Annotated in this window: 25 protein-coding genes and 1 other annotated feature; of the genes, 17 read left to right on the forward strand and 8 right to left on the reverse strand. The window is 56.7% G+C overall.

Going from position 1 to position 25,920, the window contains the following annotated elements:
• Positions 1-50 precede the first annotated feature (50 nt).
• Entirely contained in the window at positions 51-1,436 is a 1,386-nt protein-coding gene (radA, locus tag ACEPLT_RS03140) for a DNA repair protein RadA (protein WP_023293325.1), read from the forward strand.
• Positions 1,437-1,471: 35 nt separating this feature from the next.
• Positions 1,472-2,704, forward strand: coding sequence for a multifunctional transcriptional regulator/nicotinamide-nucleotide adenylyltransferase/ribosylnicotinamide kinase NadR (nadR, locus tag ACEPLT_RS03145; RefSeq protein WP_008502064.1), 1,233 nt, complete (start codon positions 1,472-1,474; stop codon positions 2,702-2,704).
• A gap of 53 nt (positions 2,705-2,757) precedes the next feature.
• On the opposite strand, the gene ACEPLT_RS03150 is transcribed toward nadR, so the two are convergent.
• The gene (locus tag ACEPLT_RS03150; protein ID WP_232928497.1) at positions 2,758-3,759 is read right to left on the reverse strand and encodes a zinc-binding alcohol dehydrogenase family protein; all 1,002 of its coding nucleotides are present in this window, start codon (positions 3,757-3,759) and stop codon (positions 2,758-2,760) included.
• Positions 3,760-3,867: 108 nt separating this feature from the next.
• On the opposite strand from ACEPLT_RS03150, the gene ACEPLT_RS03155 reads away from it, so the two are divergent.
• On the forward strand, positions 3,868-4,767 hold the full coding sequence (locus tag ACEPLT_RS03155; RefSeq protein WP_032654947.1) for a LysR family transcriptional regulator: 900 nt from the start codon (positions 3,868-3,870) through the stop codon (positions 4,765-4,767).
• 92 nt (positions 4,768-4,859) lie between these two features.
• On the opposite strand, the gene ettA is transcribed toward ACEPLT_RS03155, so the two are convergent.
• Entirely contained in the window at positions 4,860-6,527 is a 1,668-nt protein-coding gene (ettA, locus tag ACEPLT_RS03160; RefSeq protein ID WP_032654944.1) for an energy-dependent translational throttle protein EttA, read from the reverse strand.
• A gap of 227 nt (positions 6,528-6,754) precedes the next feature.
• Between ettA and sltY the strand changes: the two genes are divergently transcribed.
• The gene (gene sltY, locus ACEPLT_RS03165) at positions 6,755-8,692 is read left to right on the forward strand and encodes a murein transglycosylase (RefSeq protein WP_447088329.1); all 1,938 of its coding nucleotides are present in this window, start codon (positions 6,755-6,757) and stop codon (positions 8,690-8,692) included.
• A gap of 55 nt (positions 8,693-8,747) precedes the next feature.
• Positions 8,748-9,074, forward strand: coding sequence for a trp operon repressor (trpR, locus tag ACEPLT_RS03170; protein ID WP_021240574.1), 327 nt, complete (start codon positions 8,748-8,750; stop codon positions 9,072-9,074).
• Here the strand turns inward: trpR and yjjX are convergent.
• The gene (yjjX, locus tag ACEPLT_RS03175; protein WP_008502058.1) at positions 9,071-9,586 is read right to left on the reverse strand and encodes an inosine/xanthosine triphosphatase; all 516 of its coding nucleotides are present in this window, start codon (positions 9,584-9,586) and stop codon (positions 9,071-9,073) included. The two genes, trpR and yjjX, sit on opposite strands and share 4 nt — an antisense overlap.
• Before the next feature lie 50 nt (positions 9,587-9,636).
• On the opposite strand from yjjX, the gene gpmB reads away from it, so the two are divergent.
• Positions 9,637-10,284, forward strand: a complete 648-nt coding sequence (gpmB, locus tag ACEPLT_RS03180; RefSeq protein ID WP_008502057.1) for a 2,3-diphosphoglycerate-dependent phosphoglycerate mutase GpmB — start codon at positions 9,637-9,639, stop codon at positions 10,282-10,284.
• Here gpmB and robA read toward each other — a convergent pair.
• Positions 10,281-11,150 carry an MDR efflux pump AcrAB transcriptional activator RobA gene (gene robA / locus ACEPLT_RS03185; RefSeq protein WP_008502056.1) on the reverse strand — a complete coding sequence of 290 codons (870 nt, stop codon included), beginning with the start codon at positions 11,148-11,150 and terminating at the stop codon, positions 10,281-10,283. The two genes, gpmB and robA, sit on opposite strands and share 4 nt — an antisense overlap.
• Before the next feature lie 211 nt (positions 11,151-11,361).
• On the opposite strand from robA, the gene creA reads away from it, so the two are divergent.
• The gene (gene creA, locus ACEPLT_RS03190; protein WP_023293322.1) at positions 11,362-11,835 is read left to right on the forward strand and encodes a protein CreA; all 474 of its coding nucleotides are present in this window, start codon (positions 11,362-11,364) and stop codon (positions 11,833-11,835) included.
• A gap of 46 nt (positions 11,836-11,881) precedes the next feature.
• Here the strand turns inward: creA and arcA are convergent, their stop codons facing one another.
• Positions 11,882-12,598, reverse strand: coding sequence for a two-component system response regulator ArcA (arcA, locus tag ACEPLT_RS03195; protein ID WP_003856501.1), 717 nt, complete (start codon positions 12,596-12,598; stop codon positions 11,882-11,884).
• Between the two features lie 95 nt (positions 12,599-12,693).
• Between arcA and yjjY the strand changes: the two genes are divergently transcribed.
• From yjjY to ACEPLT_RS03230, 7 genes are all read left to right on the forward strand, one after another.
• Positions 12,694-12,834, forward strand: coding sequence for a YjjY family protein (gene yjjY, locus ACEPLT_RS03200; protein ID WP_085928893.1), 141 nt, complete (start codon positions 12,694-12,696; stop codon positions 12,832-12,834).
• A gap of 399 nt (positions 12,835-13,233) precedes the next feature.
• Positions 13,234-13,920 carry a tRNA/rRNA methyltransferase gene (locus ACEPLT_RS03205; protein ID WP_232928494.1) on the forward strand — a complete coding sequence of 229 codons (687 nt, stop codon included), beginning with the start codon at positions 13,234-13,236 and terminating at the stop codon, positions 13,918-13,920.
• A 211-nt stretch (positions 13,921-14,131) separates the two neighbouring features.
• Entirely contained in the window at positions 14,132-14,200 is a 69-nt protein-coding gene (gene thrL, locus ACEPLT_RS03210; RefSeq protein ID WP_015572623.1) for a thr operon leader peptide, read from the forward strand.
• Positions 14,139-14,256: a sequence feature (Thr leader region), on the forward strand. Its footprint overlaps the gene before it by 62 nt.
• 24 nt (positions 14,257-14,280) lie before the next feature.
• On the forward strand, positions 14,281-16,743 hold the full coding sequence (thrA, locus tag ACEPLT_RS03215) for a bifunctional aspartate kinase/homoserine dehydrogenase I (protein WP_008502052.1): 2,463 nt from the start codon (positions 14,281-14,283) through the stop codon (positions 16,741-16,743).
• Position 16,744: 1 nt separating this feature from the next.
• On the forward strand, positions 16,745-17,674 hold the full coding sequence (gene thrB, locus ACEPLT_RS03220; RefSeq protein WP_032660770.1) for a homoserine kinase: 930 nt from the start codon (positions 16,745-16,747) through the stop codon (positions 17,672-17,674).
• Between the two features lie 3 nt (positions 17,675-17,677).
• Entirely contained in the window at positions 17,678-18,964 is a 1,287-nt protein-coding gene (gene thrC, locus ACEPLT_RS03225) for a threonine synthase (protein WP_232928492.1), read from the forward strand.
• 308 nt (positions 18,965-19,272) lie between these two features.
• Positions 19,273-19,554: a DUF2502 domain-containing protein gene (locus ACEPLT_RS03230; protein ID WP_008502049.1), complete on the forward strand. Its 282-nt coding sequence runs from the start codon at positions 19,273-19,275 to the stop codon at positions 19,552-19,554.
• A gap of 32 nt (positions 19,555-19,586) precedes the next feature.
• On the opposite strand, the gene yaaA is transcribed toward ACEPLT_RS03230, so the two are convergent.
• Complete coding sequence (gene yaaA / locus ACEPLT_RS03235) at positions 19,587-20,360, reverse strand: peroxide stress protein YaaA (RefSeq protein WP_232928490.1); 774 nt, start codon at positions 20,358-20,360, stop codon at positions 19,587-19,589.
• Positions 20,361-20,426: 66 nt separating this feature from the next.
• Positions 20,427-21,857 carry an alanine/glycine:cation symporter family protein gene (locus ACEPLT_RS03240; protein ID WP_021240561.1) on the reverse strand — a complete coding sequence of 477 codons (1,431 nt, stop codon included), beginning with the start codon at positions 21,855-21,857 and terminating at the stop codon, positions 20,427-20,429.
• Between the two features lie 262 nt (positions 21,858-22,119).
• Here ACEPLT_RS03240 and tal point away from each other — a divergent pair, with 262 nt between their 5' ends.
• From tal to ACEPLT_RS03255, 3 genes are all read left to right on the forward strand, one after another.
• A complete protein-coding gene (tal, locus tag ACEPLT_RS03245) occupies positions 22,120-23,073 on the forward strand; it encodes a transaldolase (RefSeq protein WP_008502045.1) in 954 nt (317 codons plus the stop codon).
• 110 nt (positions 23,074-23,183) lie between these two features.
• Positions 23,184-23,771 (forward strand): molybdopterin adenylyltransferase, encoded by a 588-nt coding sequence (gene mog / locus ACEPLT_RS03250; protein WP_008502044.1) that lies wholly within the window; start codon positions 23,184-23,186, stop codon positions 23,769-23,771.
• Between the two features lie 122 nt (positions 23,772-23,893).
• Positions 23,894-25,216 (forward strand): MFS transporter, encoded by a 1,323-nt coding sequence (locus tag ACEPLT_RS03255; RefSeq protein ID WP_232928488.1) that lies wholly within the window; start codon positions 23,894-23,896, stop codon positions 25,214-25,216.
• On the opposite strand, the gene satP is transcribed toward ACEPLT_RS03255, so the two are convergent.
• Positions 25,193-25,759, reverse strand: coding sequence for an acetate uptake transporter (gene satP, locus ACEPLT_RS03260; RefSeq protein WP_008502042.1), 567 nt, complete (start codon positions 25,757-25,759; stop codon positions 25,193-25,195). The two genes, ACEPLT_RS03255 and satP, sit on opposite strands and share 24 nt — an antisense overlap.
• Positions 25,760-25,920 lie beyond the last annotated feature (161 nt).

The following is a 25,920-nucleotide window of genomic DNA, read 5'->3' on the forward strand; positions in this document are numbered from 1 at the left end:
GCGTAAGCGCCACCCGGCTCGCAGGCCGCAGAGAAATAACGAGGTAAACCGTGGCGAAAGCTCCAAAACGCGCATTTGTCTGTAATGAATGTGGTGCGGATTATCCGCGCTGGCAGGGGCAATGCAGCGCCTGTCATGCCTGGAACACCATCACCGAAGTGCGTGGTGTGGCGGCTTCGCCGAGCGTGGCGCGCAATGAACGCCTGAGCGGCTACGCGGGCAATGCGGGCGTAGCGAAAGTCCAGAAGCTCTCGGACATCAGCCTCGAAGAGCTGCCGCGCTTCTCCACCGGATTTAAAGAGTTCGATCGCGTGCTCGGCGGTGGCGTGGTGCCGGGCAGCGCGATTCTTATCGGCGGTAACCCGGGCGCGGGTAAATCGACCCTGCTGCTGCAAACGCTCTGCAAGCTTGCCGAACAGATGAAAACCCTGTACGTCACGGGGGAAGAGTCTCTGCAGCAGGTGGCGATGCGCGCGCACCGTCTGGGCCTGCCGACCGGCAACCTGAACATGCTGTCGGAAACCAGCATCGAGCAGATCTGCATGATCGCCGAAGAAGAGCAGCCGAAGCTGATGGTGATCGACTCCATCCAGGTGATGCACATGGCGGACATCCAGTCCTCGCCGGGCAGCGTCGCGCAGGTGCGTGAAACCGCGGCCTACCTGACGCGCTTTGCTAAAACACGCGGCGTGGCGATTGTGATGGTGGGCCATGTGACCAAAGATGGCTCGCTGGCGGGGCCGAAAGTGCTCGAACACTGTATCGACTGCTCCGTGATGCTCGATGGCGACGCGGATTCCCGCTTCCGCACCCTGCGCAGTCATAAAAACCGCTTTGGTGCGGTGAACGAGTTAGGCGTGTTTGCCATGACCGAGCAGGGGCTGCGCGAAGTCAGCAACCCGTCGGCCATCTTCCTGAGCCGTGGCGATGAGATCACCTCCGGCAGCTCGGTGATGGTGCTGTGGGAAGGGACGCGCCCGCTGCTCGTCGAAATTCAGGCACTGGTGGATCACTCGATGATGGGCAACCCGCGGCGCGTGGCGGTCGGTCTGGAACAGAACCGCCTGGCGATCCTGCTGGCGGTCCTGCACCGTCACGGTGGGCTGCAGATGGCGGATCAGGACGTTTTCGTTAACGTGGTGGGTGGCGTGAAAGTCACTGAGACCAGCGCAGACCTGGCACTGCTGCTGGCGATGGTCTCCAGCCTGCGCGACAGACCGCTGCCGCAGGATCTGGTCGTCTTCGGCGAAGTGGGCCTTGCCGGGGAAATCCGTCCGGTGCCCAGCGGCCAGGAGCGTATCTCCGAGGCGGCAAAACACGGTTTCCGTCGGGCTATCGTTCCCGCTGCCAACGTGCCGAAAAAAATCCCGGAAGGGATGCAGGTCTTTGGCGTGAAGAAACTCGCAGATGCGTTAAATGTCTTTGACGACTTATAATTACGTATTCGATTTTGCAGGAGGCACCGTAATTTATGTCATCATTTGACTACATCAAGACCGCTATCCGCCAGAAAGGCTGCACGTTGCAGCAGGTGGCAGACGCCAGCGGCATGACCAAAGGCTACCTGAGCCAACTGCTGAACGCCAAAATCAAAAGCCCCAGCGCGCAGAAGCTGGAAGCGCTGCACCGCTTTCTGGGGCTGGAATTCCCGCGTATGCAAAAGAACATCGGCGTGGTGTTCGGCAAGTTTTACCCGCTGCATACCGGGCATATCTATCTGATCCAGCGCGCCTGTAGCCAGGTGGACGAGCTGCACATCATCATGGGGTACGACGAAACCCGCGATCGTCAGCTGTTTGAAGACAGCGCCATGTCGCAGCAGCCGACCGTGCCGGACCGTCTGCGCTGGCTGCTTCAGACCTTCAAGTACCAGAAAAACATTCGCATTCATGCCTTTAACGAAGAGGGTATGGAGCCGTACCCGCACGGCTGGGACGTGTGGAGCAACGGCATCAAAGCGTTTATGGAAGAGAAGGGCATTGCGCCTAACTGGATCTACACCTCTGAAGAGTCCGACGCGCCGCAGTTCCGCGAGCATCTGGGCATCGAGACGGTGCTGATCGACCCGAAACGCACCTTCATGAACATCAGCGGAGCGCAGATCCGCGAGAACCCGTTCCGCTACTGGGATTACATCCCGACCGAGGTGAAGCCGTTCTTCGTGCGCACGGTAGCTATTCTGGGCGGCGAGTCGAGCGGTAAATCAACGCTGGTCAACAAGCTCGCTAACATCTTCAACACCACCAGCGCGTGGGAGTACGGCCGTGACTATGTCTTCTCGCACCTGGGTGGCGACGAGATGGCGCTGCAGTATTCCGACTATGACAAAATTGCGCTCGGGCATGCCCAGTACATTGATTTCGCGGTGAAATACGCCAACAAGGTGGCATTTATCGATACCGATTTTGTCACCACCCAGGCGTTCTGCAAAAAATACGAAGGGCGCGAGCACCCGTTCGTGCAGGCGCTGATTGACGAATACCGCTTTGACCTGGTGATCCTGCTGGAAAACAACACCCCGTGGGTGGCCGACGGCATGCGCAGCCTCGGCAGCTCGGTGGACAGGCGGGAATTCCAGTGCATGCTGGTGGAGATGCTCAACGAAAACAACGTTGAGTTTGTGCACGTTGAAGAGTCAGACTACGACTCCCGTTTCCTGCGCTGCGTCGAACTGGTGAAGGAGATGATGGGGGAGCAGGGGTAAGCGTTAACCGCCCTCTCCCTTTGGAGAGGGCCGGAGTGAGGGAATCAGTCCACTCAGAACTCAACCACCACTTTCCCACGCATATGCCCGTCCAGCACCTTGCGGTGCGCCTCGGTAATGCTTTCCACGCTCAGCCCGTGCAGCGTTTCACTCAGTGAGCTTTCCACCACGCCGTTATCCACCAGCTTCGCCACCTCATTGAGGATCTCACCCTGACGCGCCATATCAGCGGTCTGGTACATGCTGCGGGTGTACATAAATTCCCAGTGCAGGGCGGCGGATTTGGACTTCAGCTTGTCCTGGTTCAGCGGGTGTTCATTCTCCACGATGGAACAGATATGCCCCTGCGGTGCAATCAGGTCGCTGACCGCATCCCAGTGCCCGTCGGTGTCGTTGAGGATGAAAATGTAATCCACAAAGGTCAGCCCGTGCTTCGCCAGTTCGCCTTTCAGATCGCGGTAGTTCACCACCACATCTGCACCGCGATCGCGGCACCACCGGGCGGAATCTTCTCGGGACGCGGTTGCGATCACCTTTACCTTGCTGTTGTGCTTCGCAAACGGGATCGCCAGCGATCCCACCCCGCCCGCCCCGCCGACGATCAGCAGGGTTTTGTCCGCACCGGCGTCCTGAATGTTCAGCCGTTCAAACAGGCCTTCCCACGCGGTGAGCGCGGTCAACGGCAGCGCGGCGGCAGCCGCCCAGCCGAGGCTTGACGGTTTGTGCCCGACAATGCGCGCATCGATCAGCTGATGTGTGGTGTTGCTGCCCGGACGGGTGATGTCGCCTGCGTACCACACTTCATCTCCCGGTTTGAATCCGGTCACGCCAGCCCCAACGGCTTTGACGATCCCGCTGGCATCCCATCCGAGAATACGCGGCTCGTTCAGCCCGTTCTTAGCAATGCCCGCGTGGACTTTGGTATCGACCGGGTTAACGGAGACGGCTTTCACCTCCACCAGCAGATCGTGCTCGCCGGGCTGCGGCATCGGTGGAGTGATTTCAATGAAAGTAGAGGGATTTTCAGGGTTAACGGCGATGGCTTTAACTGACATGGTGTGCTCCTCAATGGCATGCGTTTTGTTGAGGCTAGTCTATTAAGTGGCCATCTGCGTGATAAGATGGACAATTAAGAACTCAGCGTTCGTACAGGATGAACAATCATGTTTAAACAGCTACAGGATATGGCGCTATTCGCGCTGGTGGCCGAGATGGGCAGCTTTACCGCGGCAGCCCAGAAGGCGGAGCTGCCAAAATCCAGCGTGAGCCAGCGGATTAGCCAGCTGGAGCAGCAGGTGGGCATTCGCCTGCTTAACCGCACCACGCGCAGGCTGAACCTGACGTTTGCGGGTGAGCACTATCTGGTGCACTGCCGCGAAATGCTGGCGGCCAGCGAGCGGGCGGAGTACGCCATTCAGCGCCTGCGCGAAAACCCCAGCGGGCGGCTGCGCATCACCTGCCCGGCGGGGATTGGTGCGACGCTGCTGGCGCATATGAATGCCGAGTTCCAGCTTCGCTATCCTGAGGTTTCGCTGGACGTGTCGATCTCTGATGACGTGGTGGATCTGGTCGAGGCCGGCTTTGACGTGGCGCTGCGTACCGGCAAGCCGCAGGACTCCTCCCTGATTGGCCGCATGATCGGGCACTGCCCGCGCTATATGCTGGCCTCGCCGGACTATCTGGTGCGCCGTGGGTCGCTAACGCATCCCCGTCAGCTGGTGGAGCACCGCAGCATTACGCACAGAGCCTGGTCGGAGTGGCTTCTGCGAAGCGAGAGCGAGGATTACCGCTACCTGCCGGATAACGCGCACATGACCGATAACCTGGTATACGCCCGCGAATGTGCGATTGCCGGTGCGGGGATTACGCTGCTTCCTGCATTTCTGGTAGAAGATAAGGTTGAAAAAGGCGCACTGGTTCAGGTGCTGCCGGAATGGAATGTTGAAGGCAACGACCTCTGGCTGGCCTACCCGAGCCGCAAGCTGAATTCGCCCGCGCTGATGAGCTATATCGAGTTTGCGATGCAGTTTGACGAGGTGAAGCGGTATTACGTGGGTAAATAAAAAAGCCGGGTGGCGGCTTCGCCTTACCCGGCCTACAAACAGCGCAGAACCGTAGGCCGGGTAAGCGTGAGCGCCACCCGGCTTTTGGGCACTTACTTAGAAATACGCTTGTACTTAATACGCTTCGGCTCCAGCGCGTCGGCGCCCAGCGTGCGTTTCTTGTACTCTTCGTATTCGGTGAAGTTACCTTCGAAGAACTCCACTTTACCTTCATCCTGGTAGTCCAGAATGTGGGTCGCGATACGGTCGAGGAACCAGCGGTCGTGCGAGATAACCATTGCACAGCCCGGGAACTCCAGCAGGGCGTTTTCCAGCGCGCGCAGGGTTTCGATATCCAGGTCGTTGGTTGGTTCATCGAGCAGCAGTACGTTACCGCCCACCTGCAGCAGCTTCGCCAGGTGCAGACGTCCGCGCTCACCGCCGGACAGCTCGCCCACGCGTTTGCCCTGGTCGGTGCCTTTGAAGTTAAAGCGGCCAACGTAGGCGCGGCTTGGCATCTCGGTGTTGCCGATACGCATGATATCCAGACCGCCGGAGACTTCTTCCCACACGGTTTTGCTGTTATCCATCGCGTCGCGGAACTGGTCAACGGAGGCCAGCTTCACGGTCTCACCCAGGGTGATAGAGCCGCTGTCTGGCTGTTCCTGACCGGACATCATGCGGAACAGGGTTGATTTACCCGCGCCGTTCGGACCGATGATCCCGACGATAGCGCCTTTCGGTACGGAGAAGGTCAGGTCGTCGATCAGCACACGGTCGCCGTAAGACTTACGCAGGTTGGTCACTTCAACCACTTTATCCCCCAGACGTGCTCCAGGTGGAATAAACAGTTCGTTGGTTTCGTTACGTTTCTGGTATTCGGTGTTGTTCAGCTCTTCGAAGCGTGCCAGACGGGCTTTACCCTTAGACTGACGGCCTTTCGCGCCCTGACGCACCCACTCCAGCTCTTTCTCGATAGACTTACGACGGGCCGCTTCCTGAGACGCTTCCTGAGCCAGACGCTGATCTTTCTGCTCCAGCCAGGAGGAGTAGTTGCCTTCCCACGGAATGCCTTCACCGCGGTCCAGCTCCAGGATCCAGCCGGCGACGTTGTCGAGGAAGTAACGGTCGTGGGTAATCGCCACAACGGTGCCTTCGAAGTCGTGCAGGAAGCGCTCCAGCCACGCCACAGATTCCGCATCCAGGTGGTTAGTTGGTTCGTCGAGCAGCAGCATGTCTGGTTTTTCCAGCAGCAGGCGGCACAGCGCCACGCGGCGGCGTTCACCCCCGGAGAGGTTCGCGATTTTTGCATCCCAGTCCGGCAGACGCAGGGCATCCGCCGCGCGCTCCAGCTGCACGTTCAGGTTGTGACCGTCGTGCGCCTGGATGATCTCTTCATACTTGCCCTGCTGTGCGGCCAGCTTGTCGAAGTCCGCATCCGGTTCGGCATATTTGGCATACACTTCATCCAGACCTTTCAGGGCGTTAACCACTTCGGACACCGCTTCTTCAACGGATTCGCGAACGGTGTGTTCCGGGTTCAGCTGAGGTTCCTGCGGCAGGTAGCCAATCTTGATGCCAGGCTGCGGACGGGCTTCACCTTCGATGTCTGTATCAATGCCGGCCATGATGCGCAGCAGGGTGGACTTACCGGCACCGTTGAGACCCAGAACACCGATTTTTGCGCCCGGGAAGAAGCTCAGCGAGATATTTTTAAGAATATGACGTTTCGGCGGGACAACTTTGCCGACACGATGCATGGTATAAACGAATTGAGCCACGTTGGACTTCGCCTCTTTTATCGTAATGAGAAGGAATTTCAGCCTCGAAGTGTAGCCTTTTTCCCGCCCTAATCCCAGCCAGGAACGTCGGGAGTGTTAAAACGCGCAAGAAAGGTAAAAAAGTGTCCATGACGTGGCGCGTTGCAGGATGCCTGGTTAGCATAAGTTAATGAGACTTTGACGTGGCAAGACGCTGCAATTGACGAAAAAACAATGAGGAAGAGCTTGTGGAAAAAGCCAAACGGGTGGTCTGGCGTCTGCTGGCTGCCAGCGTATGCGTAATGGCGGTAAGCCAGGCGGTGCATGCCGATTCACTGGATGAACAACGTAGCCGGTATGCCCAGATTAAGCAGGCATGGGACAACAAGCAGATGGATACCGTGCAGGCGCTGATGCCGACGCTCAAGGATTATCCGCTGTATCCGTATCTGGAGTATCGTCAAATTACGGACGATCTTATGAATCAACCCACCGTTACTGTGAATAACTTCATTCAGGCGAACCCGACCCTGCCGCCTGCCCGAAATCTCCAGTCTCGATTTGTGAACGAACTGGCGCGACGCGAAGACTGGCGCGGACTGCTGGCGTTTAGCCCTGAAAAGCCGAATACCACCGAAGCGCAGTGTAACTACTACTACGCGAAATGGGCGACCGGCCAGCAGGAAGAGGCCTGGGCCGGGGCGAAAGAGCTCTGGCTGACCGGGAAAAACCAGCCGAACGCCTGTGATTCCCTGTTTGGCGCGTGGCGTGCTTCCGGCAAGCAGGATCCGCTGTCCTACCTCGAGCGTATCCGCCTGGCGATGAAAGCCGGTAATACGCGTCTGGTGACTGCGCTGGCGGGGCAGATGCCGTCCGATTACCAGACTATCTCCACGGCAGTTATCTCGCTGGCAAACGATCCCAACAGCGTGCTGACCTTTGCCCGCAGTACGGGCGCGACCGATTTTACCCGCCAGATGGCGGCGGTGGCTTTTGCCAGCGTGGCGCGTGACGATGTGGAAAACGCGCGGCTGATGATCCCGCAGCTGGTGCAGGCGCAGCAGCTTAATGAGGAGCAAACGCAGGAGCTGCGCGATATCGTGGCGTGGCGACTGATGGGCTCCGATGTGACCGACGAGCAGGCGCGCTGGCGAGACGATGCGATTATGCGTTCGAACTCCACGTCGCTGGTGGAGCGCCGCGTGCGAATGGCGCTGGGTACGGGCGACCGTCGTGGGCTCAATACCTGGCTCGCCCGGTTGCCTATGGAGGCCAAAGAGAAAGATGAATGGCGTTACTGGCAGGCCGATCTGCTGCTGGAGCGCGGTCGTGATGATGAGGCCAAAGAAATTCTTCATACGCTGATGCAGCAGCGCGGGTTCTACCCGATGGCGGCCGCGCAGCGCCTGGGCGAGGAGTACACCTTCCGCATCGATAAAGCGCCCGCTAACGCGAATCCGGCGCTGACCCAGGGGCCAGAAATGGCGCGCGTTCGCGAGCTGATGTACTGGAATATGGACAACACCGCGCGCAGCGAGTGGGCGAATCTGGTGACCAGCCGCACCACCGATGAAAAAGCTCAGCTTGCACGGTATGCGTTTGATAACCACTGGTGGGATCTGAGCGTGCAGGCGACGATCGCCGGTAAGCTGTGGGATCATCTCGAAGAGCGTTTCCCGCTGGCTTACAAGGATCTGTTCGATCGCTACACCAGCGGCAAAGATATCCCGCAAAGTTACGCGATGGCGATTGCCCGTCAGGAAAGCGCCTGGAACCCGAAAGTCCGTTCCCCGGTGGGCGCCAGCGGCCTGATGCAGATCATGCCGGGCACGGCGACGCACACGGTGAAGATGTTTAACATCCCTGGATACAGTAGCCCGTCACAGCTTCTCGATCCGGATACCAACATCAACATCGGTACCAGCTACCTGCAGTATGTGTACCAGCAGTTCGGCAATAACCGTATCTTCGCGTCGGCGGCATACAACGCGGGGCCGGGTCGCGTGCGCACCTGGCTCGGCAACAGCGCCGGACGCATCGACGCCGTGGCGTTTGTCGAGAGCATCCCGTTCTCGGAAACGCGCGGCTACGTGAAGAACGTGCTGGCTTATGACGCCTACTATCGCTACTTCATGGGACAGAAAGATACCCTGATGAGCGATGCCGAGTGGCAGAGACGTTACTGATCGGCGTGGGTTGTGTTATGCTGTACTCGCTAAAGAGTACAAGAGGCAGCATAACATGACCCAGCATTCCCCGTATTCCTCGGCAATGGCCGAACAACGTCATCAGGAGTGGCTTCGTTTTGTGGAGCTGCTTCGCCAGTCTTACGAGCAGGATTTGCATTTACCCCTGATGCAGCTAATGCTCACGCCAGACGAGCGTGAGGCGCTGGGCACGCGCGTGCGCATCATTGAAGAGCTGCTGCGCGGCGAGATGAGCCAGCGCGAGCTGAAAAATGAGCTCGGCGCGGGCATTGCGACGATTACCCGCGGATCGAACAGCCTGAAGTCGGCGCCCGTTGAGCTGCGCCAGTGGCTGGAAGCGGTGTTGTTGAAAAACGCCTAACGATAGATCGCGTTATGGAACGGGCTTAACGCCAGGATCACCGCCTGGTGATAAACGCCTGAACGCGTCAGCGCACCGGCGGTAAAGACGCCAATCGCTCCTTCTTTACGGCCAATCTCATCAATGCCGGTGTACTGCGACATCACCGGCCCAAGCGCTTCACCCGCACGCACTTTTTCCAGAATGATCTCCGGCAGGGGCAGGGTGGCCGAACGCGCCTCGCCGCGCTGCTCGCGGCTTTCGATCACCACCCAGCTAAAGGTTGCGCCTTCGTCGATACCGGCTTCAATCGCCACCCAAAAGTCCGCATCCGGGGCCGCAGCTCTGGCATTTGCCACGCGATTTCGTGCGCCAGCGCGCGTTTCCTCGCTGCCAAACGGCTGTTCAGGAACGCCACTCTCGACGCCGATGGCCTCAATATGGCAGGATCCTGCGCCGAAGATCTCGTCAAATGCCCTTAGAATTGCCTGAATTTTGGCAGGATTAGTGGTAGCAGAGACAACATGGTGCATAATTAAGCTCGATTCAAAAAAAACTCATCGCAGTATAACGGAAAAAAAGCATGTTACAGGTATACCTTGTTCGCCACGGTGAAACGCAGTGGAACGCCGAGCGACGTATTCAAGGCCAGTCAGACAGTCCTCTCACTGAGAAGGGTGTGCAGCAAGCGTGGCAGGTGGCGGAACGCGCCAGAACACTGGGCATTACCCACGTGATTACCAGCGACTTAGGTCGCACACAGCAGACGGCGCGCATCATCGCAGACGCCTGCGGCTGTGACGTCATGCTTGAGCCGCGCCTGCGCGAGCTGGATATGGGCGTGCTGGAAAAACGCCATATCGATACGCTGACGGAAACGGAAGAGGGCTGGCGCCGCACGCTGGTAAACGGTACCGAAGATGGCCGTATTCCTGAGGGCGAATCCATGCAGGAGCTCAGCGTACGTATGCATGCCGCCCTGGCGGAATGCCTGAAGCTCCCGGCAGGAAGCCGTCCGCTGCTGGTGAGTCATGGGATTGCGTTGGGATGCCTGGTGAGCACCATTCTGGGACTACCGGCTTACGCTGAGCGCCGTTTGCGTCTGCGCAACTGCTCTATTTCCCGAATTGATTATCAGGAGAGCGCGTGGCTGGCGTCAGGTTGGGTGGTGGAGATGGCAGGGGACATTTCGCATCTCGATGCCCCTGCGCTTGACGAACTGCAGCGTTAACGACGTATCGGAATCAAGAATTCCATACGCAGATTGATTGGGCCTTCTTCCGGTTTGGCATCCTGCGCCGGGTAGTAGCGCTCAATGTCCTGACCTTTACGGCGATTCAGGTTCAGCATCGGCATGCAGGTTCCGTAAACGGTCAGGATGAACTCCTGAACGCCCGTTCCCAGCCCTTCATAGGCGAACATCACATATTCACCGCCTTCCAGCACGACAGGTTTTGAACCCTGAATGTAGCCATTGGCCATCTCTGGCGTCAGCGCGGTGGTGTAGAACACCTCCTGCTCGTCGTCCTTTTCCTGGCTTGGGTGCGTTTCGTTGAGACCATACAGAATAGGCGGGATCGCCGGTGCGTGGCTCAGGAAGTCGCGCCAGAACTGGACGCGCATCTGATGACGGAACTCGGAAATCTGCTCCAGCGAACAGGAGTAGCTCTGCGTCGTGCCGATCAGATGGGTTTCCGGCAGGGTAATAATTTCATACTTCGGCATCGCGAACTCGCCCAGACGCAGCGGCGGACGCATGCCAAACGAGCTCCAGTCAGGCGAGCGACGATACAGCGCTGGCGTCAACGAGAACTGTTTTTTAAAGGCGCGGGTGAAGGTCTGCTGCGAATCGAAACGATATTGCAGGGCAATATCCAGAATCGGGCGCGCGGTCAGGCGCAGAGCCACAGCAGATTTCGATAAACGACGTGCGCGAATATAGGCCCCGATAGCATGACCGGTGACATCCTTGAACATCCTTTGCAGATGCCACTTGGAATAGCCTGCTTTAGCCGCCACATTATCCAGTGACAAAGGCTGGTCGAGATGACCTTCCAGCCAGGTGAGCAGGTCGCGAATAATTCCAGCCTGATCCATATACTATCCTCATCCTTAAAACAGCAGGTGCCTGATAACAGGTTAGCGGATAATAGCATTTTTTGATGTTTTAGCATTCAGTGTTTTTTTTGCGCATTCATGCTTTTTGTAGGGCATTATGGGCAAATATATTCTAATCCTGTGATCTTGCTACATTTTTGTCTAAAGTGTTGAATAATCGCTCAGTGTAATTTTAAAGAATGGTAACAATATGAAATACAAGACTTTGCTCTTCACCGCGCTGATGTTGATGGCCGGGCGCGTGGCACAGGCGGAACAGATAGGTTCTGTCGACACCGTGTTCAAAATGTTTGGCCCGGACCACAAAATCGTGGTGGAGGCGTTTGACGATCCGGACGTGAAAAACGTCACCTGCTATGTCAGCCGTGCGAAAACGGGCGGTATCAAGGGCGGTCTGGGGCTGGCTGAAGACACCTCCGATGCGGCGATCTCCTGTCAGCAGGTGGGCCCGGTTGAATTGAGCGATAAAATTAAAAACGGCAAAGCGCAGGGCGACGTGGTATTCCAAAAACGAACCTCGCTGGTGTTCAAAAAGCTGCAGGTTGTGCGTTTCTATGATGCCAAACGCAATACGCTGGCTTACCTGGCCTATTCCGACAAAGTGGTGGAAGGTTCACCGAAAAACGCGATCAGCGCGGTGCCGATTATGCCGTGGCGGGAATAAAAAAAACGGCGCAAATGCGCCGTTTTTTATTGCGTTAACTGCGGGATTACTCCTGCAGGTCACCGCAGAAACGGTACCCTTCGCCGTGGATCGTGGCGATGATTTCCGGCGTATCTGGCGTAGATTCGAAGTGCTTACGAATACGACGGATGGTGACGTCTACGGTACGGTCGTGCGGCTTCAGCTCACGGCCGGTCATTTTCTTCAGCAGCTCTGCACGGGACTGGATCTTGCCCGGGTTTTCGCAGAAGTGCAGCATCGCGCGGAATTCACTGCGCGGCAGTTTATACTGCTCGCCGTTCGGGCTAATCAGCGAACGGCTATTGATATCAAGTTCCCAGCCGTTGAATTTGTAGCTATCGACGCTACGACGCTCTTCGCTGACCGTGCCCAGGTTCATGGTGCGGGACAGCAGGTTGCGTGCACGAATGGTTAACTCGCGAGGGTTGAACGGCTTGGTGATGTAATCATCCGCACCGATTTCCAGGCCAAGAATTTTATCAACTTCGTTGTCACGGCCCGTCAGGAACATTAACGCGACGTTCGCCTGCTCGCGCAGTTCGCGCGCCAGAAGAAGACCGTTTTTGCCCGGCAGGTTAATATCCATGATCACCAGGTTGATATCATTTTCAGAAAGGATCTGATGCATCTCTGCGCCATCGGTCGCTTCAAAGACATCGTAGCCTTCTGCTTCGAAAATGCTCTTTAACGTGTTGCGTGTTACCAACTCGTCTTCAACGATAAGAATGTGCGGGGTCTGCATGTTTGCTACCTAAATTGCCAACTAAATCGAAACAGGAAGTACAAAAGTCCCTGACCTGCCTGATGCATGTCGCAAATTAACATGATCGGCTTAACGTGACTAAAGTACGTAATTGCGTTCTTGATGCACTTTCCATCAACGTCAACAACATCATTAGCTTGGTCTTGGGTACTTTCCCTTTGGACCCGACAGTGTCAAAAACGGCTGTCATCCTAACCATTTTAACAGCAACATAACAGGCTAAGTGACACCAGACACCCAATAAAACTACGCTTCGTTGACATATATCAAGTTCAATTGTAGCACGTTAACAGTTTGATGAAATCATCGTAGCCGAATGCTAGCCTTTGTCACAATTTTTCAATAAACCAACTAGTTGCGGACATTGATTTATAAACGAAGCGAATCCAATCAGAATAGAGTATTCATGTCACTATTATCATTATAAAACATAGGGATAATAGTGTTCTGTTAACATTCTAACTGATTGTTCAGACACAGAATAGTTTAGCGTTTTTAATTTGTTATGAAACGCTATTTCGGTGATTTGTGTTGCAATTTTGTAAATTCGCGCTGCGTAATATGTTGAAGTGCATCACATTTTTACCGGCTAACTGATTAAAAAGAGAGCATAAATGCATCTGTCGATTGTACTGGTTGCACCAGCCAGAGCAGAAAATATAGGCGCAGCGGCGCGTGCGATGAAGACCATGGGTTTTACCGATTTACGTATTGTGGCCAGCACGGCCCATCTGGAGCCAGCCGCCCGGTGGGTGGCGCACGGTTCGGGAGATATTCTCGATAATATAACCACTTACGCTACGCTTGCCGACGCGCTGCATGACATTTCGTTTACCGTTGCAACCACCGCGCGCAGCCGGGCGAAGTTCCACTATTACGCCACGCCTGCTGAACTGGTACCCATGCTCGAAGAGAAAAGCCAGTGGCTGGAGAAAGCCGCGCTGGTATTTGGACGTGAAGATTCCGGATTAACCAACGAAGAGCTGGAATTGGCGGACGTTCTTACCGGTGCGCCGATGGTGGCCGATTATCCTTCCCTGAATTTGGGCCAGGCGGTCATGGTCTATTGCTATCAATTAGCCTCCCTAATGCAAATCCCTCAACCTCAGCCAGAAGCGGCAAATGAAAATCAGCTGGCCGCGCTGCGAACTCGCGTGCAGGGGCTGTTATCAAGCCTTGGCGTCGCGGACGATCAGAAAATGGCCGACTGGCTGCAGCAGCGTCTTGGTCGTCTTGAGCAACGGGACACCGCCATGTTGCACCGTTTGCTGCACGATATTGAAAAAAAATTGGCCGAGTAAAATACTGCCATAAGTTTTTACTATGGCGAATAAGTCTGTCTGAACGGGTTGCGTTTGGGGTAATCGGATGAAAATAAAGCGGCACGCAGCGGGACCTGAGAGTCTCCCAAAATGTGATCAAATTAAAAATCCATTGACTTAAGGGGCCCGATCCTTTAACCCTAAAAGAATACAGCACAGACAGATAATAATGACAGAGTACACAACATCCATGAAACGTATCAGCATCACCACCATTACCACAACCATCATCATTACCACAGGTAACGATGCGGGCTGACGCGTACAGGAAAAACAGAAAAAAGCCCGCACCTGAACAGTGCGGGCTTTTTTTTCGGCTAAAGGAAACGAGGTAGAACCATGCGAGTGTTGAAGTTCGGCGGTACATCAGTGGCAAATGCAGAACGTTTTCTGCGTGTTGCCGATATCCTGGAAAGCAACGCCAGGCAGGGGCAGGTTGCGACCGTGCTCTCTGCCCCGGCAAAAATCACGAACCATCTGGTGGCGATGATTGAAAAAACCATCGGTGGCCAGGATGCACTTCCGAACATCAGCGACGCAGAGCGTATCTTCGCTGACTTACTGCAAGGCCTGGCAGAAGCGCTGCCTGGCTTCCCGCATGCGCAGCTGAAGTCTTTTGTTGAACAAGAATTCGCGCAAATTAAACATGTCCTGCACGGCATCAGCCTTCTCGGCCAATGCCCGGACAGCATCAATGCAGCGCTGATTTGTCGCGGTGAAAAACTCTCTATCGCCATCATGGCCGGCGTGCTGGAAGCGCGCGGCCATAGCGTGACCGTGATCGATCCCGTTGAAAAACTGCTGGCGGTGGGCCACTACCTCGAATCCACCGTTGATATTGCCGAATCAACCCGCCGTATCGCCGCCAGCAAAATTCCCGCTGACCACATGATCCTGATGGCAGGCTTCACCGCCGGTAACGAGAAGGGCGAGCTGGTGGTGCTGGGCCGTAACGGTTCCGACTACTCCGCCGCCGTGCTGGCCGCCTGTTTACGCGCGGACTGTTGTGAGATCTGGACTGATGTTGACGGCGTGTATACCTGCGATCCGCGCCAGGTACCGGACGCCAGGCTGCTGAAGTCGATGTCGTACCAGGAAGCGATGGAGCTTTCCTACTTCGGCGCCAAAGTACTTCACCCGCGTACCATCTCCCCGATTGCCCAGTTCCAGATCCCTTGCCTGATTAAAAACACCGGTAACCCGCAGGCGCCGGGTACGCTGATTGGCGCGAGTACCGATGAGGACGGACTGCCGGTGAAAGGCATCTCCAACCTGAACAACATGGCGATGTTCAGCGTCTCGGGTCCGGGGATGAAAGGGATGGTCGGCATGGCGGCACGCGTGTTTGCGGCCATGTCCCGCAACGGTATTTCGGTGGTGCTGATCACCCAGTCATCCTCCGAGTACAGCATCAGCTTTTGCGTGCCGCAGGCTGACTGCCTTCGCGCCCGCCGCGCGCTGGAGGAAGAGTTCTATCTGGAGCTGAAAGAAGAATTGCTGGAGCCGCTCGCGATTCAGGAGCGTCTGGCGATCATCTCCGTGGTGGGCGACGGTATGCGCACCCTGCGCGGTATCTCCGCCAAATTCTTTGCCGCGCTGGCGCGCGCCAATATCAATATCGTGGCGATTGCCCAGGGCTCGTCAGAGCGTTCAATTTCTGTTGTTGTGGATAACGACGATGCCACCACCGGCGTTCGTGTGGTTCACCAGATGCTGTTCAACACCGATCAGGTTATCGAGCTGTTCCTGATTGGCGTGGGCGGCGTCGGCGGCGCGCTGCTGGAGCAGGTGAAGCGTCAGCAGGAATGGCTTAAGAAGAAACACATCGATCTGCGCGTCTGCGGGATCGCGAATTCCAGAGCGCTGCTGACCAACGTCCACGGCCTGAACCTGGAAAACTGGCAGGCCGAGATGAATGAGGCAAAAGAGCCGTTCAACCTGGGTCGCCTGATCCGTCTGGTAAAAGAGTATCATCTGCTTAACCCGGTCATCGTCGACTGTACCTCGAACCAGGCGGTGGCCGACCAGTACGCGGACTTCCTGCGCGAAGGTTTCCACGTGGTGACGCCGAACAAAAAGGCCAACACCTCGTCGATGGATTACTATCACCAGCTGCGTCTGGCAGCGAGCAAGTCGCGCCGCAAGTTCCTCTACGACACCAACGTGGGGGCAGGCCTGCCGGTTATAGAGAACCTGCAGAACCTGCTTAACGCGGGCGATGAGCTGCAGCGTTTCTCCGGCATTCTCTCCGGATCGCTGTCGTTTATCTTCGGCAAGCTGGATGAGGGGATGAGCCTCTCGGAGGCCACCCGCGCCGCGCGCGAGCTGGGCTATACCGAGCCGGATCCGCGTGACGACCTTTCCGGTATGGACGTGGCGCGCAAGCTGCTGATCCTCGCGCGCGAAACGGGCCGTGAGCTTGAGCTTTCCGATATTGTGATTGAGCCGGTCCTGCCGGCAGAATTTGACAGCAGCGGTGACGTCAGCGCCTTTATGGCCAGGCTGCCGCAGCTTGACGACGCGTTTGCCGCCCGCGTGGCGAAAGCCCGTGATGAAGGTAAGGTATTGCGCTATGTTGGCAACATTGAAGAAGATGGCGTGTGCCGGGTGAAGATTGCCGAAGTGGATGGCAACGACCCGCTGTACAAAGTCAAAAACGGCGAAAACGCCCTCGCGTTTTACAGCCACTATTATCAGCCACTGCCGTTGGTGCTTCGCGGCTATGGCGCAGGGAACGATGTTACGGCGGCGGGTGTCTTTGCCGATCTGCTGCGTACCCTGTCATGGAAGTTAGGAGTTTAACATGGTCAAAGTTTATGCCCCGGCTTCCAGCGCGAATATGAGCGTCGGATTTGACGTGCTGGGTGCGGCGGTGACGCCGGTAGACGGTTCGCTGCTGGGCGATACGGTGACGGTGGAAGCGGCAGACAGCTTCAGCCTGAATAACGTGGGCCGCTTCGCCAGCAAACTGCCGTCTGAGCCACGCGAGAATATCGTCTATCAGTGCTGGGAGCGTTTCTGTCAGGAGATCGGTAAAAACGTGCCGGTCGCCATGACGCTGGAAAAAAGTATGCCGATTGGCTCCGGGCTGGGTTCCAGCGCCTGCTCGGTGGTCGCCGCGCTGGTGGCGATGAACGAGCACTGCGGCAAGCCGCTGAACAACAACCGCCTGCTGGGTTTAATGGGCGAGCTGGAAGGGCGTATCTCCGGCAGCATTCACTATGACAACGTGGCGCCGTGCTTCCTCGGCGGCATGCAGCTGATGATCGAAGAAAATGGCATCATCAGCCAGCAGGTGCCAGGGTTTGATGAGTGGCTGTGGGTGCTGGCCTATCCGGGTATCAAGGTATCAACCGCGGAAGCGCGTGCGATCCTGCCCGCGCAGTATCGCCGTCAGGACTGTATCGCCCACGGGCGTCATCTGGCGGGCTTTATCCACGCCTGCTACACCCGTCAGCCGCAGCTGGCGGCCAAACTGATGAAGGACGTCATTGCCGAGCCGTACCGCACGAAGCTGCTGCCCGGCTTTAACGAGGCGCGACAGGCGTCCATGGATATCGGCGCGCAGGCGTGCGGCATCTCCGGCTCCGGCCCGACGCTGTTCGCCCTGTGCGACAAGCCTGACACTGCGCAGCGCGTGGCGGACTGGCTCTCTAAACACTACCTGCAAAATCAGGAAGGCTTTGTTCATATTTGCCGTCTGGACACGGCTGGCGCACGAGTACTGGGATAATTAATGAAACTCTACAACCTTAAAGATCATAACGAGCAGGTCAGCTTCGCGCAGGCGGTGACTCAGGGACTGGGCAAAAATCAGGGGCTGTTTTTCCCGCATGACCTGCCGGAATTCCAGCTGACCGAGATTGATGACCTGCTGAAGCAGGATTTTGTCACCCGCAGCACCAAAATTTTGTCCGCGTTTATCGGCGATGAAATTCCGCAGGAGCTGCTGGAAGAGCGCGTACGCGCGGCATTCGCGTTCCCGGCGCCGGTTCAGCAGGTTGAGCCTGATGTTGGCTGCCTGGAGCTGTTCCACGGTCCGACGCTGGCGTTCAAAGACTTCGGCGGCCGCTTTATGGCGCAGATGCTGACCCACATCAGTGGCGACAAGCCGGTGACCATCCTGACCGCGACCTCCGGGGATACCGGCGCGGCGGTCGCCCACGCGTTCTACGGCCTGAAAAACGTCCGCGTGGTGATCCTCTATCCGAAAGGTAAAATCAGCCCGCTGCAGGAGAAACTGTTCTGCACCCTCGGCGGCAACATTGAAACCGTGGCAATTGACGGCGATTTCGATGCCTGCCAGGCGCTGGTCAAGCAGGCCTTCGACGACGAAGAGCTGAAGGTGGCGCTGGGTCTGAACTCCGCCAACTCCATCAACATCAGCCGTCTGCTGGCGCAGATCTGCTACTACTTCGAAGCGGTGGCGCAGCTGCCGCAGGAAGCGCGCAATCAGCTGGTGATCTCCGTGCCGAGCGGTAACTTCGGTGACCTGACGGCTGGCCTGCTGGCGAAATCCCTGGGTCTGCCGGTGAAACGCTTTATCGCCGCCACCAACGCTAACGACACCGTGCCGCGCTTCCTGAAAGACGGTAAGTGGGCGCCGAACGCCACGCAGGCGACGCTCTCCAATGCGATGGATGTGTCTCAGCCGAACAACTGGCCGCGGGTGGAAGAGCTGTTCCGCCGTAAGATCTGGCGTCTGGGCGACCTGGGCTATGCTGCGGTGACGGATGAAACCACCAAATCCACCATGCGCGAGCTGAAGGCGGTGGGGTATACCTCTGAACCGCACGCGGCGATTGCTTACCGCGCGCTGCGCGACCAGATTAACCCAGGTGAATACGGCCTGTTCCTGGGGACCGCACATCCGGCGAAGTTCAAAGAGAGCGTGGAGGCGATCCTGGGCGAAACGCTGCCGCTGCCGAAAGAACTGGCCGAGCGTGCCGACCTGCCGCTGCTGTCCCATGAGCTGCCGGCGGACTTTGCGGCGCTGCGTAAGCTGATGATGACCCGCGCGTGATTTTTGTCGGGTGCGGCTACGCCTTACCCGACCTACAACTGATGATGACGCGTGCGTGATTGTGTTGCCCGGTGGCGGCTTCGCCTTACCGGGCCAACAAAGACGAACAAACCGTAGGCCGGGTAAGCGAAGCGCCACCCGGCTTTTTTTGTGAAGAAATTAAGGAGAAAAATAGCAGGGAAAAAGCAGAAATTCCCAATAAATGCGGTCACTTAGCGTTTAGGATTGCAGAGAATAACATCCCCCGTTCCCCTCGCGTAATCTCCTTACAACGGCCCACGTTGGGCAACGATAATAAGGAGTCACCGATGTCAAAACTGAAACCTGCGCTGATTGCGCTTTCACTGATGCTGGTCGCTCCCATGGCGGTTCAGGCATCCGAAATCACCCTCGTACCTGCGGTCAAACTGCAGATTGGCGACCGGGATAATAACGGGCACTACTGGGACGGTGGCCGCTGGCGCGACCATGACTGGTGGAAGGCGCATTATGACTGGCGCGATAACCGCTGGCGTCCTCACGATGAGCATCGCGAGCGTGACCACCATCATGACGATCGCCGTCCGGGTCCGGACTGGAAACACCACTAATGCAAAACCCCGCCAGCCGGCGGGGTTTGTTTTTACTGCTCGTGGCGCTTAAACACCAGCTCGCCTTTCCCCGACGCTTCTTCGTCAAAGAAATAGCCTTCGCTGTTGAAGGCGGTTAGCTGCTCCGGCTTCGTCAGGCGGTTCTGAATGATGTAGCGGCTCATCAGACCGCGCGCTTTCTTGGCGTAGAAGCTGATCACTTTGAACTTGCCGTTCTTCTCGTCGAGGAACACCGGCTTGATGATGTCGGCATCCAGCTTTTTCGGCTTCACCGACTTGTAGTATTCATCGGACGCCAGGTTAATTACCACGTTATCGCCCTGCGCGCGCAGCGCCGCATTCAGCTTATCGGTAATGATATCGCCCCAGAAATGGTACAGGTCTTTGCCTTTGGCATTCTCCAGACGAATCCCCATCTCCAGACGATAAGGCTGCATCAGATCCAGCGGGCGCAGTACGCCGTACAGGCCCGACAGCATGCGCAGATGCTGCTGGGCAAAATCGAAATCGGCTTCGCTAAAATCTTCCGCCTGCAGGCCGGTGTACACATCACCTTTAAACGCCAGAATCGCCTGGCGAGCGTTAGCCGGGGTGAAATCCGGGTGCCACTCGTGAAAGCGGGTCGCGTTCAAATCGGCCAGCTTGTCGCTGATGCTCATCAGCGAGGCGATTTGCGGCGCTGAGAGCTTACGCGCTTCGCGGATCAGCTGTTGCGAATAGTCCAGCAGTTCAGGCTGGGTATAGCGCTCGGTGGCGAGCGGGCTCTGGTAGTTGAGCGTTTTTGCAGGTGAAATCAGAATCAGCATATCCAGTCCTTGCAGGAAATTTAGAGCGACTTTAGCAAAAAATCGCCCTGAATTGATCGATAGCTGTTATTGCCGCGGCAAATCATCCCACGTGCCGGGGGCAAGCTGCGCCTTGATATCGGGATAGCGGGCGGGATCAAATACCGGCGGAACGCCGAGTTTGCGCTGACGCAGATAGTCTCTGGCAATCAGGGTCACCACGGGCGAGAGCAGCAGGATCGCCGTGAGGTTAGTGATTGCCATCAGCGCCATAATGATATCGGCCAGTTGCCAGACCAGCGGCATACTGAGCAGGGAGCCTGCTACCACCATCAGGATAACCCCCAGACGCAGGGTTCCGATCGCGGCGCGGGAGTCGAGTTTCAGGAAAATAAGGTTATTTTCGGCGTAGAGGTAATTCACCACAATCGAGCTGAAGGCAAACAAGATCAGGATGAGAGAGACAAATCCGGCTCCCCAGCCGCCGGTCAGGGTCACCAGCGCCTGCTGGAGAAGCTGTATCCCGACGGTTCCCGACGCGTGGGGGACGGGGCCTGCCAGCAGCAAAATCATGGCGCTGGCGGAACAGATAATAATGGTATCGGTAAAGACGCCAATCATCTGCACAATGCCTTGTGCGGCCGGGTGTGGCGGCCATGAAGAGGCGGCGGCTGCCGCATTGGGGGTTGACCCCATACCGGCTTCATTGGAGAACATGCCCCGCTGAAAACCCGCCATCAGCGCCTGGCTGAAGGTGTAGCCCAGCGCGCCGGATGCCACTTCGCGCCAGCCAAAGGCGCTTTTGACGATGGTGGCAAGCACGCCCGGCACCTGGTCGAGATGCAGTGCGGCGACGAACAGGCTCGCGGCAACCCAGAGCAGCGCCATAATGGGCACCAGCCATTGCATCAGGCGAGCGATACCCTTGAGACCGAATGAAATGGTAAGCAGAACGATCGAAGCTAAAGCGAGACCCGCGAGCCACTCGGGGCAGGAGAAGGCATAGCGCATGGCATGGGCGACCGAGTTCGCCTGGACGGTATTAAAAATAAGACCGTACGCGAGCAGTAAAAAAAGCGAGAACAGGACGCCCATCCAGCGCATCCCCAGGCCACGCGCCATGTACCAGGCTGGACCACCGCGAAACTGGCCGCGCTTATCTTTCTCTTTGTAGAGTTGCGCAAGCGAACTTTCGGCAAAGGAGGTGGCCATACCGAGAAGTGCCGTCATCCACATCCAGAAGACCGCGCCTGGCCCACCGGCGCTGATGGCCAGTGCTACCCCCGCCAGATTCCCGCTGCCCAGGCGTGCCGCAAGGCTGGTACAGAGCGCCTGAAACGACGTTAATCCGCCCGGCTGGGGCGTGACGCTGTTTTTCAGACTTCTGCCAAACTTGCGAATATAGCGAAACTGGATAAACCCACTGCGTAGCGTAAACCAAATACCTGCTCCCAGAAGCAGGTAAATCATTATCGAACCCCAGAGGACTTCGTTAATAAAGAAAAAGAAATCAGGCATTAACGTCCCTCTTGTTGATGCCAACGTGAATATGTAAGCGCTACCACTGATTGGGCATGCTGTTGCTTAGCAGCCTGTTAATATTCTGAGTTTATCATACTCTGCCTAAGCGCACTGTCTGCGGTTGCGCTACCCCTCCGTCGTGTTATCATCAGGGCAGACCGGTTACATCCCCCTAACAAGTAAACCTGTCATTTTTCCGCTGCAGGCATGCTGTCGGTAGCGTGAATTATCCAGGGCACGTTAAAAGAGAAACACTATCATGACGGATAAATTGACCTCCCTTCGTCAGTTCACCACTGTCGTAGCTGACACCGGAGATATCGCGGCAATGAAGCTGTACCAGCCGCAGGATGCCACAACTAACCCTTCTCTGATCCTTAACGCCGCACAGATCCCTGAGTATCGCAAACTGATTGACGAGGCTGTGACCTGGGCGAAAGCGCAGAGCAACGACCGCGCGCAGCAGGTTGTGGACGCTACTGATAAACTTGCCGTGAACATCGGTCTCGAGATCCTGAAACTGGTTCCGGGCCGTATCTCTACCGAAGTAGACGCACGTCTCTCCTACGACACCGAAGCGTCTATCGCGAAAGCAAAACGTCTGATCAAACTGTACAACGATGCGGGCATCAGCAACGATCGTATCCTGATCAAACTGGCTTCTACCTGGCAGGGTATCCGCGCGGCAGAGCAGCTGGAAAAAGAGGGTATCAACTGTAACCTGACCCTGCTGTTCTCCTTCGCGCAGGCGCGTGCATGTGCAGAAGCTGGCGTATACCTGATTTCTCCGTTCGTGGGCCGTATTCTGGACTGGTACAAAGCCAACACCGATAAGAAAGAGTACGCACCGGCTGAAGATCCAGGCGTGATTTCTGTGACTGAAATCTACGAATACTACAAACAGCATGGCTATGAGACTGTGGTTATGGGCGCAAGCTTCCGTAACGTCGGTGAAATCATCGAGCTGGCTGGCTGTGACCGCCTGACCATCGCGCCAGCGCTGCTGAAAGAGCTGGCAGAAAGCGAAGGCACCCTGGAGCGTAAACTGTCTTACACCGGTGAAGTGAAAGCACGCCCAGAGCGCATCACTGAATCCGAGTTCCTGTGGCAGCACAACCAGGATCCAATGGCGGTAGACAAGCTGGCGGACGGTATCCGTAAGTTTGCTGTTGACCAGGAAAAACTGGAAAAAATGATCGGCGACCTGCTGTAATCATTCCGCGTGACCGGGCTCCCGGTCACGCGACTGCTTTCGTACCCTGTCTGAATTTCCTCTCTGCGTGTATCATTCCCTTTAATCAGTACTCTTTGAATGGAATGGATATGAATACCTTACGCATCGGCTTAGTGTCGATTTCTGACCGCGCCTCCAGCGGTGTTTACCAGGATAAAGGCATCCCCGCTCTGGAAGCGTGGCTGGCCAGTGCACTGACTACCCCGTTTGAGATCCAGACTCGCTTGATTCCCGACGAACAGCCGATTATCGAGCAGACCCTGTGTGAGCTGGTGGATGAGATGAGCTGTCACCTGGTGTTAACCACCGGCGGAACCGGGCCCGCGCGCCGTGATGTGACGCCGGACGCGACGTTGGCGATTGCCGATCGTGAAATGCCGGGCTTCGGCGAACAGATGCGCCAGATCAGTCTACACTTTGTCCCGACAGCCATTCTTTCCCGCCAGGTAGGGGTGATCCGCAAGCAGGCGTTGATTCTGAACCTGCCGGGCCAGCCGAAGTCGATCAAAGAGACGCTGGAAGGGCTAAAAGCGGAAGACGGCAGCGTCATCGTTCACGGCATCTTTGCAAGTGTACCGTATTGTATACAGCTGCTTGACGGCCCGTATGTCGAAACCGATGAGAAAGTGGTAGCAGCTTTTCGTCCTAAAAACGCGCGTCGCGAAACAATCTCCTGAAATTAATCAATATGTGACATAAGCTGAAGCGGCGATAGCGTGGTAACGGTTTTACGGTATAGTAATTTTTTCTTTACGATTTCTGTAAAAATAAATCCACAATACACGCATAATGGTTCGCTATGTCACATAACGCCCGACCTCTGAATCGACAGGACTACAAAACCCTCACGCTCGCGGCCTTAGGCGGTGCGCTGGAGTTTTACGACTTCATTATCTTCGTCTTCTTCGCTGCCGTAGTGGGGGAGCTCTTCTTCCCGGCAGATATACCGGAGTGGCTGCGTCAGGTGCAAACCTTCGGCATTTTTGCTGCCGGGTATCTGGCGCGTCCGCTGGGCGGCATTATCATGGCCCACTTTGGCGATCTGGTCGGGCGTAAAAAGATGTTTACCCTCAGCATCCTGCTGATGGCGGTCCCCACGCTGGCCATTGGTCTGCTGCCCACCTATGCCTCGATGGGCATTCTCGCGCCGTTGCTGCTGTTGCTGATGCGCGTGCTTCAGGGCGCGGCGATTGGCGGTGAAGTGCCGGGCGCGTGGGTGTTTGTCGCAGAGCATGTTCCGGCGCGCCGCATTGGTATCGCCTGTGGAACCTTAACCGCGGGGCTGACCATCGGGATCCTGCTCGGCTCGGTGGTCGCCACCATTGTGAATACCAGCATGACGCAGCAGGCCGTACACGACTGGGGCTGGCGTATTCCGTTCCTGCTGGGCGGGGCGTTTGGCCTGGTGGCGATGTACCTGCGCCGCTGGCTGCAGGAGACACCGATTTTCCTCGAAATGCAGCAGCGTAAAGCGCTGGCGCAGGAGCTGCCGGTGAAGGCGGTTGTGGTACGTCATAAAAAGGCGGTGGTGGTGTCGATGCTGCTCACCTGGCTACTCTCGGCCGGGATTGTGGTGGTGATATTGATGTCTCCGGTGTGGCTGCAAAAGCAGTACGGTTTCGCCCCAGCCCTGACGCTACAGGCAAACAGTATCGCGACAATCATGCTCTGCTTTGGCTGTCTGGCCGCCGGGCTGGCGGCAGATCGTTTCGGGGCCAGCGTTACCTTTATTGTCGGCAGCCTGTTACTGGCCGCCTCAAGCTGGGCGTTTTACCATCTGGCAGGCAGCCATCCTGAACAGCTGTTCCTGCTGTACGGCACTGTAGGGCTGTGCGTGGGCGTTGTCGGGGCGGTACCGTACGTGATGGTCCGCGCGTTCCCGCCGGAGGTACGCTTCACCGGGATCTCATTTTCCTACAACGTGTCGTATGCCATTTTCGGTGGGCTAACGCCGATTGCGGTGACGGTCCTGATGGGCGTCTCTCCCATGGCTCCGGCCTGGTACGTGCTGGCGCTGTCGGTGATGGGGCTGGTATTGGGATTTTGGCTTCGTCAGGCGGGGGGATGTCGTGCCCGCGAGGCGGACACGACAGAGGGATCAGTGTTTTTCACCAATCGGTAGCACGGTGCGGTCAAACTGCTCGTTCAGCACTTCACCCATTGCCAGGTAGATAGCGCTTGCGCCGCAAACCAGACCAATCCAGCCGGCAACGTGAACGATGCCTTCGTTATCCACCAGGTGACCGATTGCCAGCAGGGCAAACAGCACGGTCAGGCTCAGGAAGACGAACTGCAGCATGCGGTTGCCTTTCAGGGTACCGAAGAACATGAACAGGGTGAAGACGCCCCACAGGCCCAGGTAGACGCCCAGGAAGTGGGCGTTTGCCGCGTCTGCCATGCCCATTTTAGGCAGCAGCAGAATGGCGACCAGGGTCAGCCAGAAAGAACCGTAAGAGGTGAAGGCGGTTAAGCCGAAGGTATTGCCTTTCTTATATTCCAGCAGGCCCGCAAAGATTTGCGCGATACCGCCATAAAAAATGCCCATCGCCAGGATGATGCCATCCATCGGGAACATCCCGATATTGTGCAGGTTCAGCAGAATAGTGGTCATGCCAAAACCCATCAGGCCCAGCGGAGCCGGATTAGCCAACTTAGTGTTGCCCATAAGTCCTCAAAAAAATCATCATTAATATGGTGAAATGGTTAAACCCGCGTCAGTTCTCCCTGACGGGGCGCGGCATCATAATGGGCGCAATCGATGGCGTCTATGATCTCATCAGGGTGAAATTAAAATTTTTTTTATGCTTGCCCCTTGATGGATGCCGT

The organism is Enterobacter sp. fkY84-1 (assembly GCF_052974705.1).

Coding starts and splice junctions, on each gene's coding strand:
- ACEPLT_RS03205 (WP_232928494.1), top strand. CDS start 13,234: ATGCATCTGTCGATTGTACTGGTTGCACCAGCCAGAGCAGAAAATATA.
- gpmB (WP_008502057.1), top strand. CDS start 9,637: ATGTTACAGGTATACCTTGTTCGCCACGGTGAAACGCAGTGGAACGCC.
- mog (WP_008502044.1), top strand. CDS start 23,184: ATGAATACCTTACGCATCGGCTTAGTGTCGATTTCTGACCGCGCCTCC.
- thrC (WP_232928492.1), top strand. CDS start 17,678: ATGAAACTCTACAACCTTAAAGATCATAACGAGCAGGTCAGCTTCGCG.
- creA (WP_023293322.1), top strand. CDS start 11,362: ATGAAATACAAGACTTTGCTCTTCACCGCGCTGATGTTGATGGCCGGG.
- ACEPLT_RS03155 (WP_032654947.1), top strand. CDS start 3,868: ATGTTTAAACAGCTACAGGATATGGCGCTATTCGCGCTGGTGGCCGAG.
- arcA (WP_003856501.1), bottom strand. CDS start 12,598: ATGCAGACCCCGCACATTCTTATCGTTGAAGACGAGTTGGTAACACGC.
- ACEPLT_RS03230 (WP_008502049.1), top strand. CDS start 19,273: ATGTCAAAACTGAAACCTGCGCTGATTGCGCTTTCACTGATGCTGGTC.
- yaaA (WP_232928490.1), bottom strand. CDS start 20,360: ATGCTGATTCTGATTTCACCTGCAAAAACGCTCAACTACCAGAGCCCG.
- thrB (WP_032660770.1), top strand. CDS start 16,745: ATGGTCAAAGTTTATGCCCCGGCTTCCAGCGCGAATATGAGCGTCGGA.
- tal (WP_008502045.1), top strand. CDS start 22,120: ATGACGGATAAATTGACCTCCCTTCGTCAGTTCACCACTGTCGTAGCT.
- thrA (WP_008502052.1), top strand. CDS start 14,281: ATGCGAGTGTTGAAGTTCGGCGGTACATCAGTGGCAAATGCAGAACGT.
- trpR (WP_021240574.1), top strand. CDS start 8,748: ATGACCCAGCATTCCCCGTATTCCTCGGCAATGGCCGAACAACGTCAT.
- ACEPLT_RS03150 (WP_232928497.1), bottom strand. CDS start 3,759: ATGTCAGTTAAAGCCATCGCCGTTAACCCTGAAAATCCCTCTACTTTC.
- ACEPLT_RS03240 (WP_021240561.1), bottom strand. CDS start 21,857: ATGCCTGATTTCTTTTTCTTTATTAACGAAGTCCTCTGGGGTTCGATA.
- nadR (WP_008502064.1), top strand. CDS start 1,472: ATGTCATCATTTGACTACATCAAGACCGCTATCCGCCAGAAAGGCTGC.
- yjjX (WP_008502058.1), bottom strand. CDS start 9,586: ATGCACCATGTTGTCTCTGCTACCACTAATCCTGCCAAAATTCAGGCA.
- satP (WP_008502042.1), bottom strand. CDS start 25,759: ATGGGCAACACTAAGTTGGCTAATCCGGCTCCGCTGGGCCTGATGGGT.
- robA (WP_008502056.1), bottom strand. CDS start 11,150: ATGGATCAGGCTGGAATTATTCGCGACCTGCTCACCTGGCTGGAAGGT.
- ACEPLT_RS03255 (WP_232928488.1), top strand. CDS start 23,894: ATGTCACATAACGCCCGACCTCTGAATCGACAGGACTACAAAACCCTC.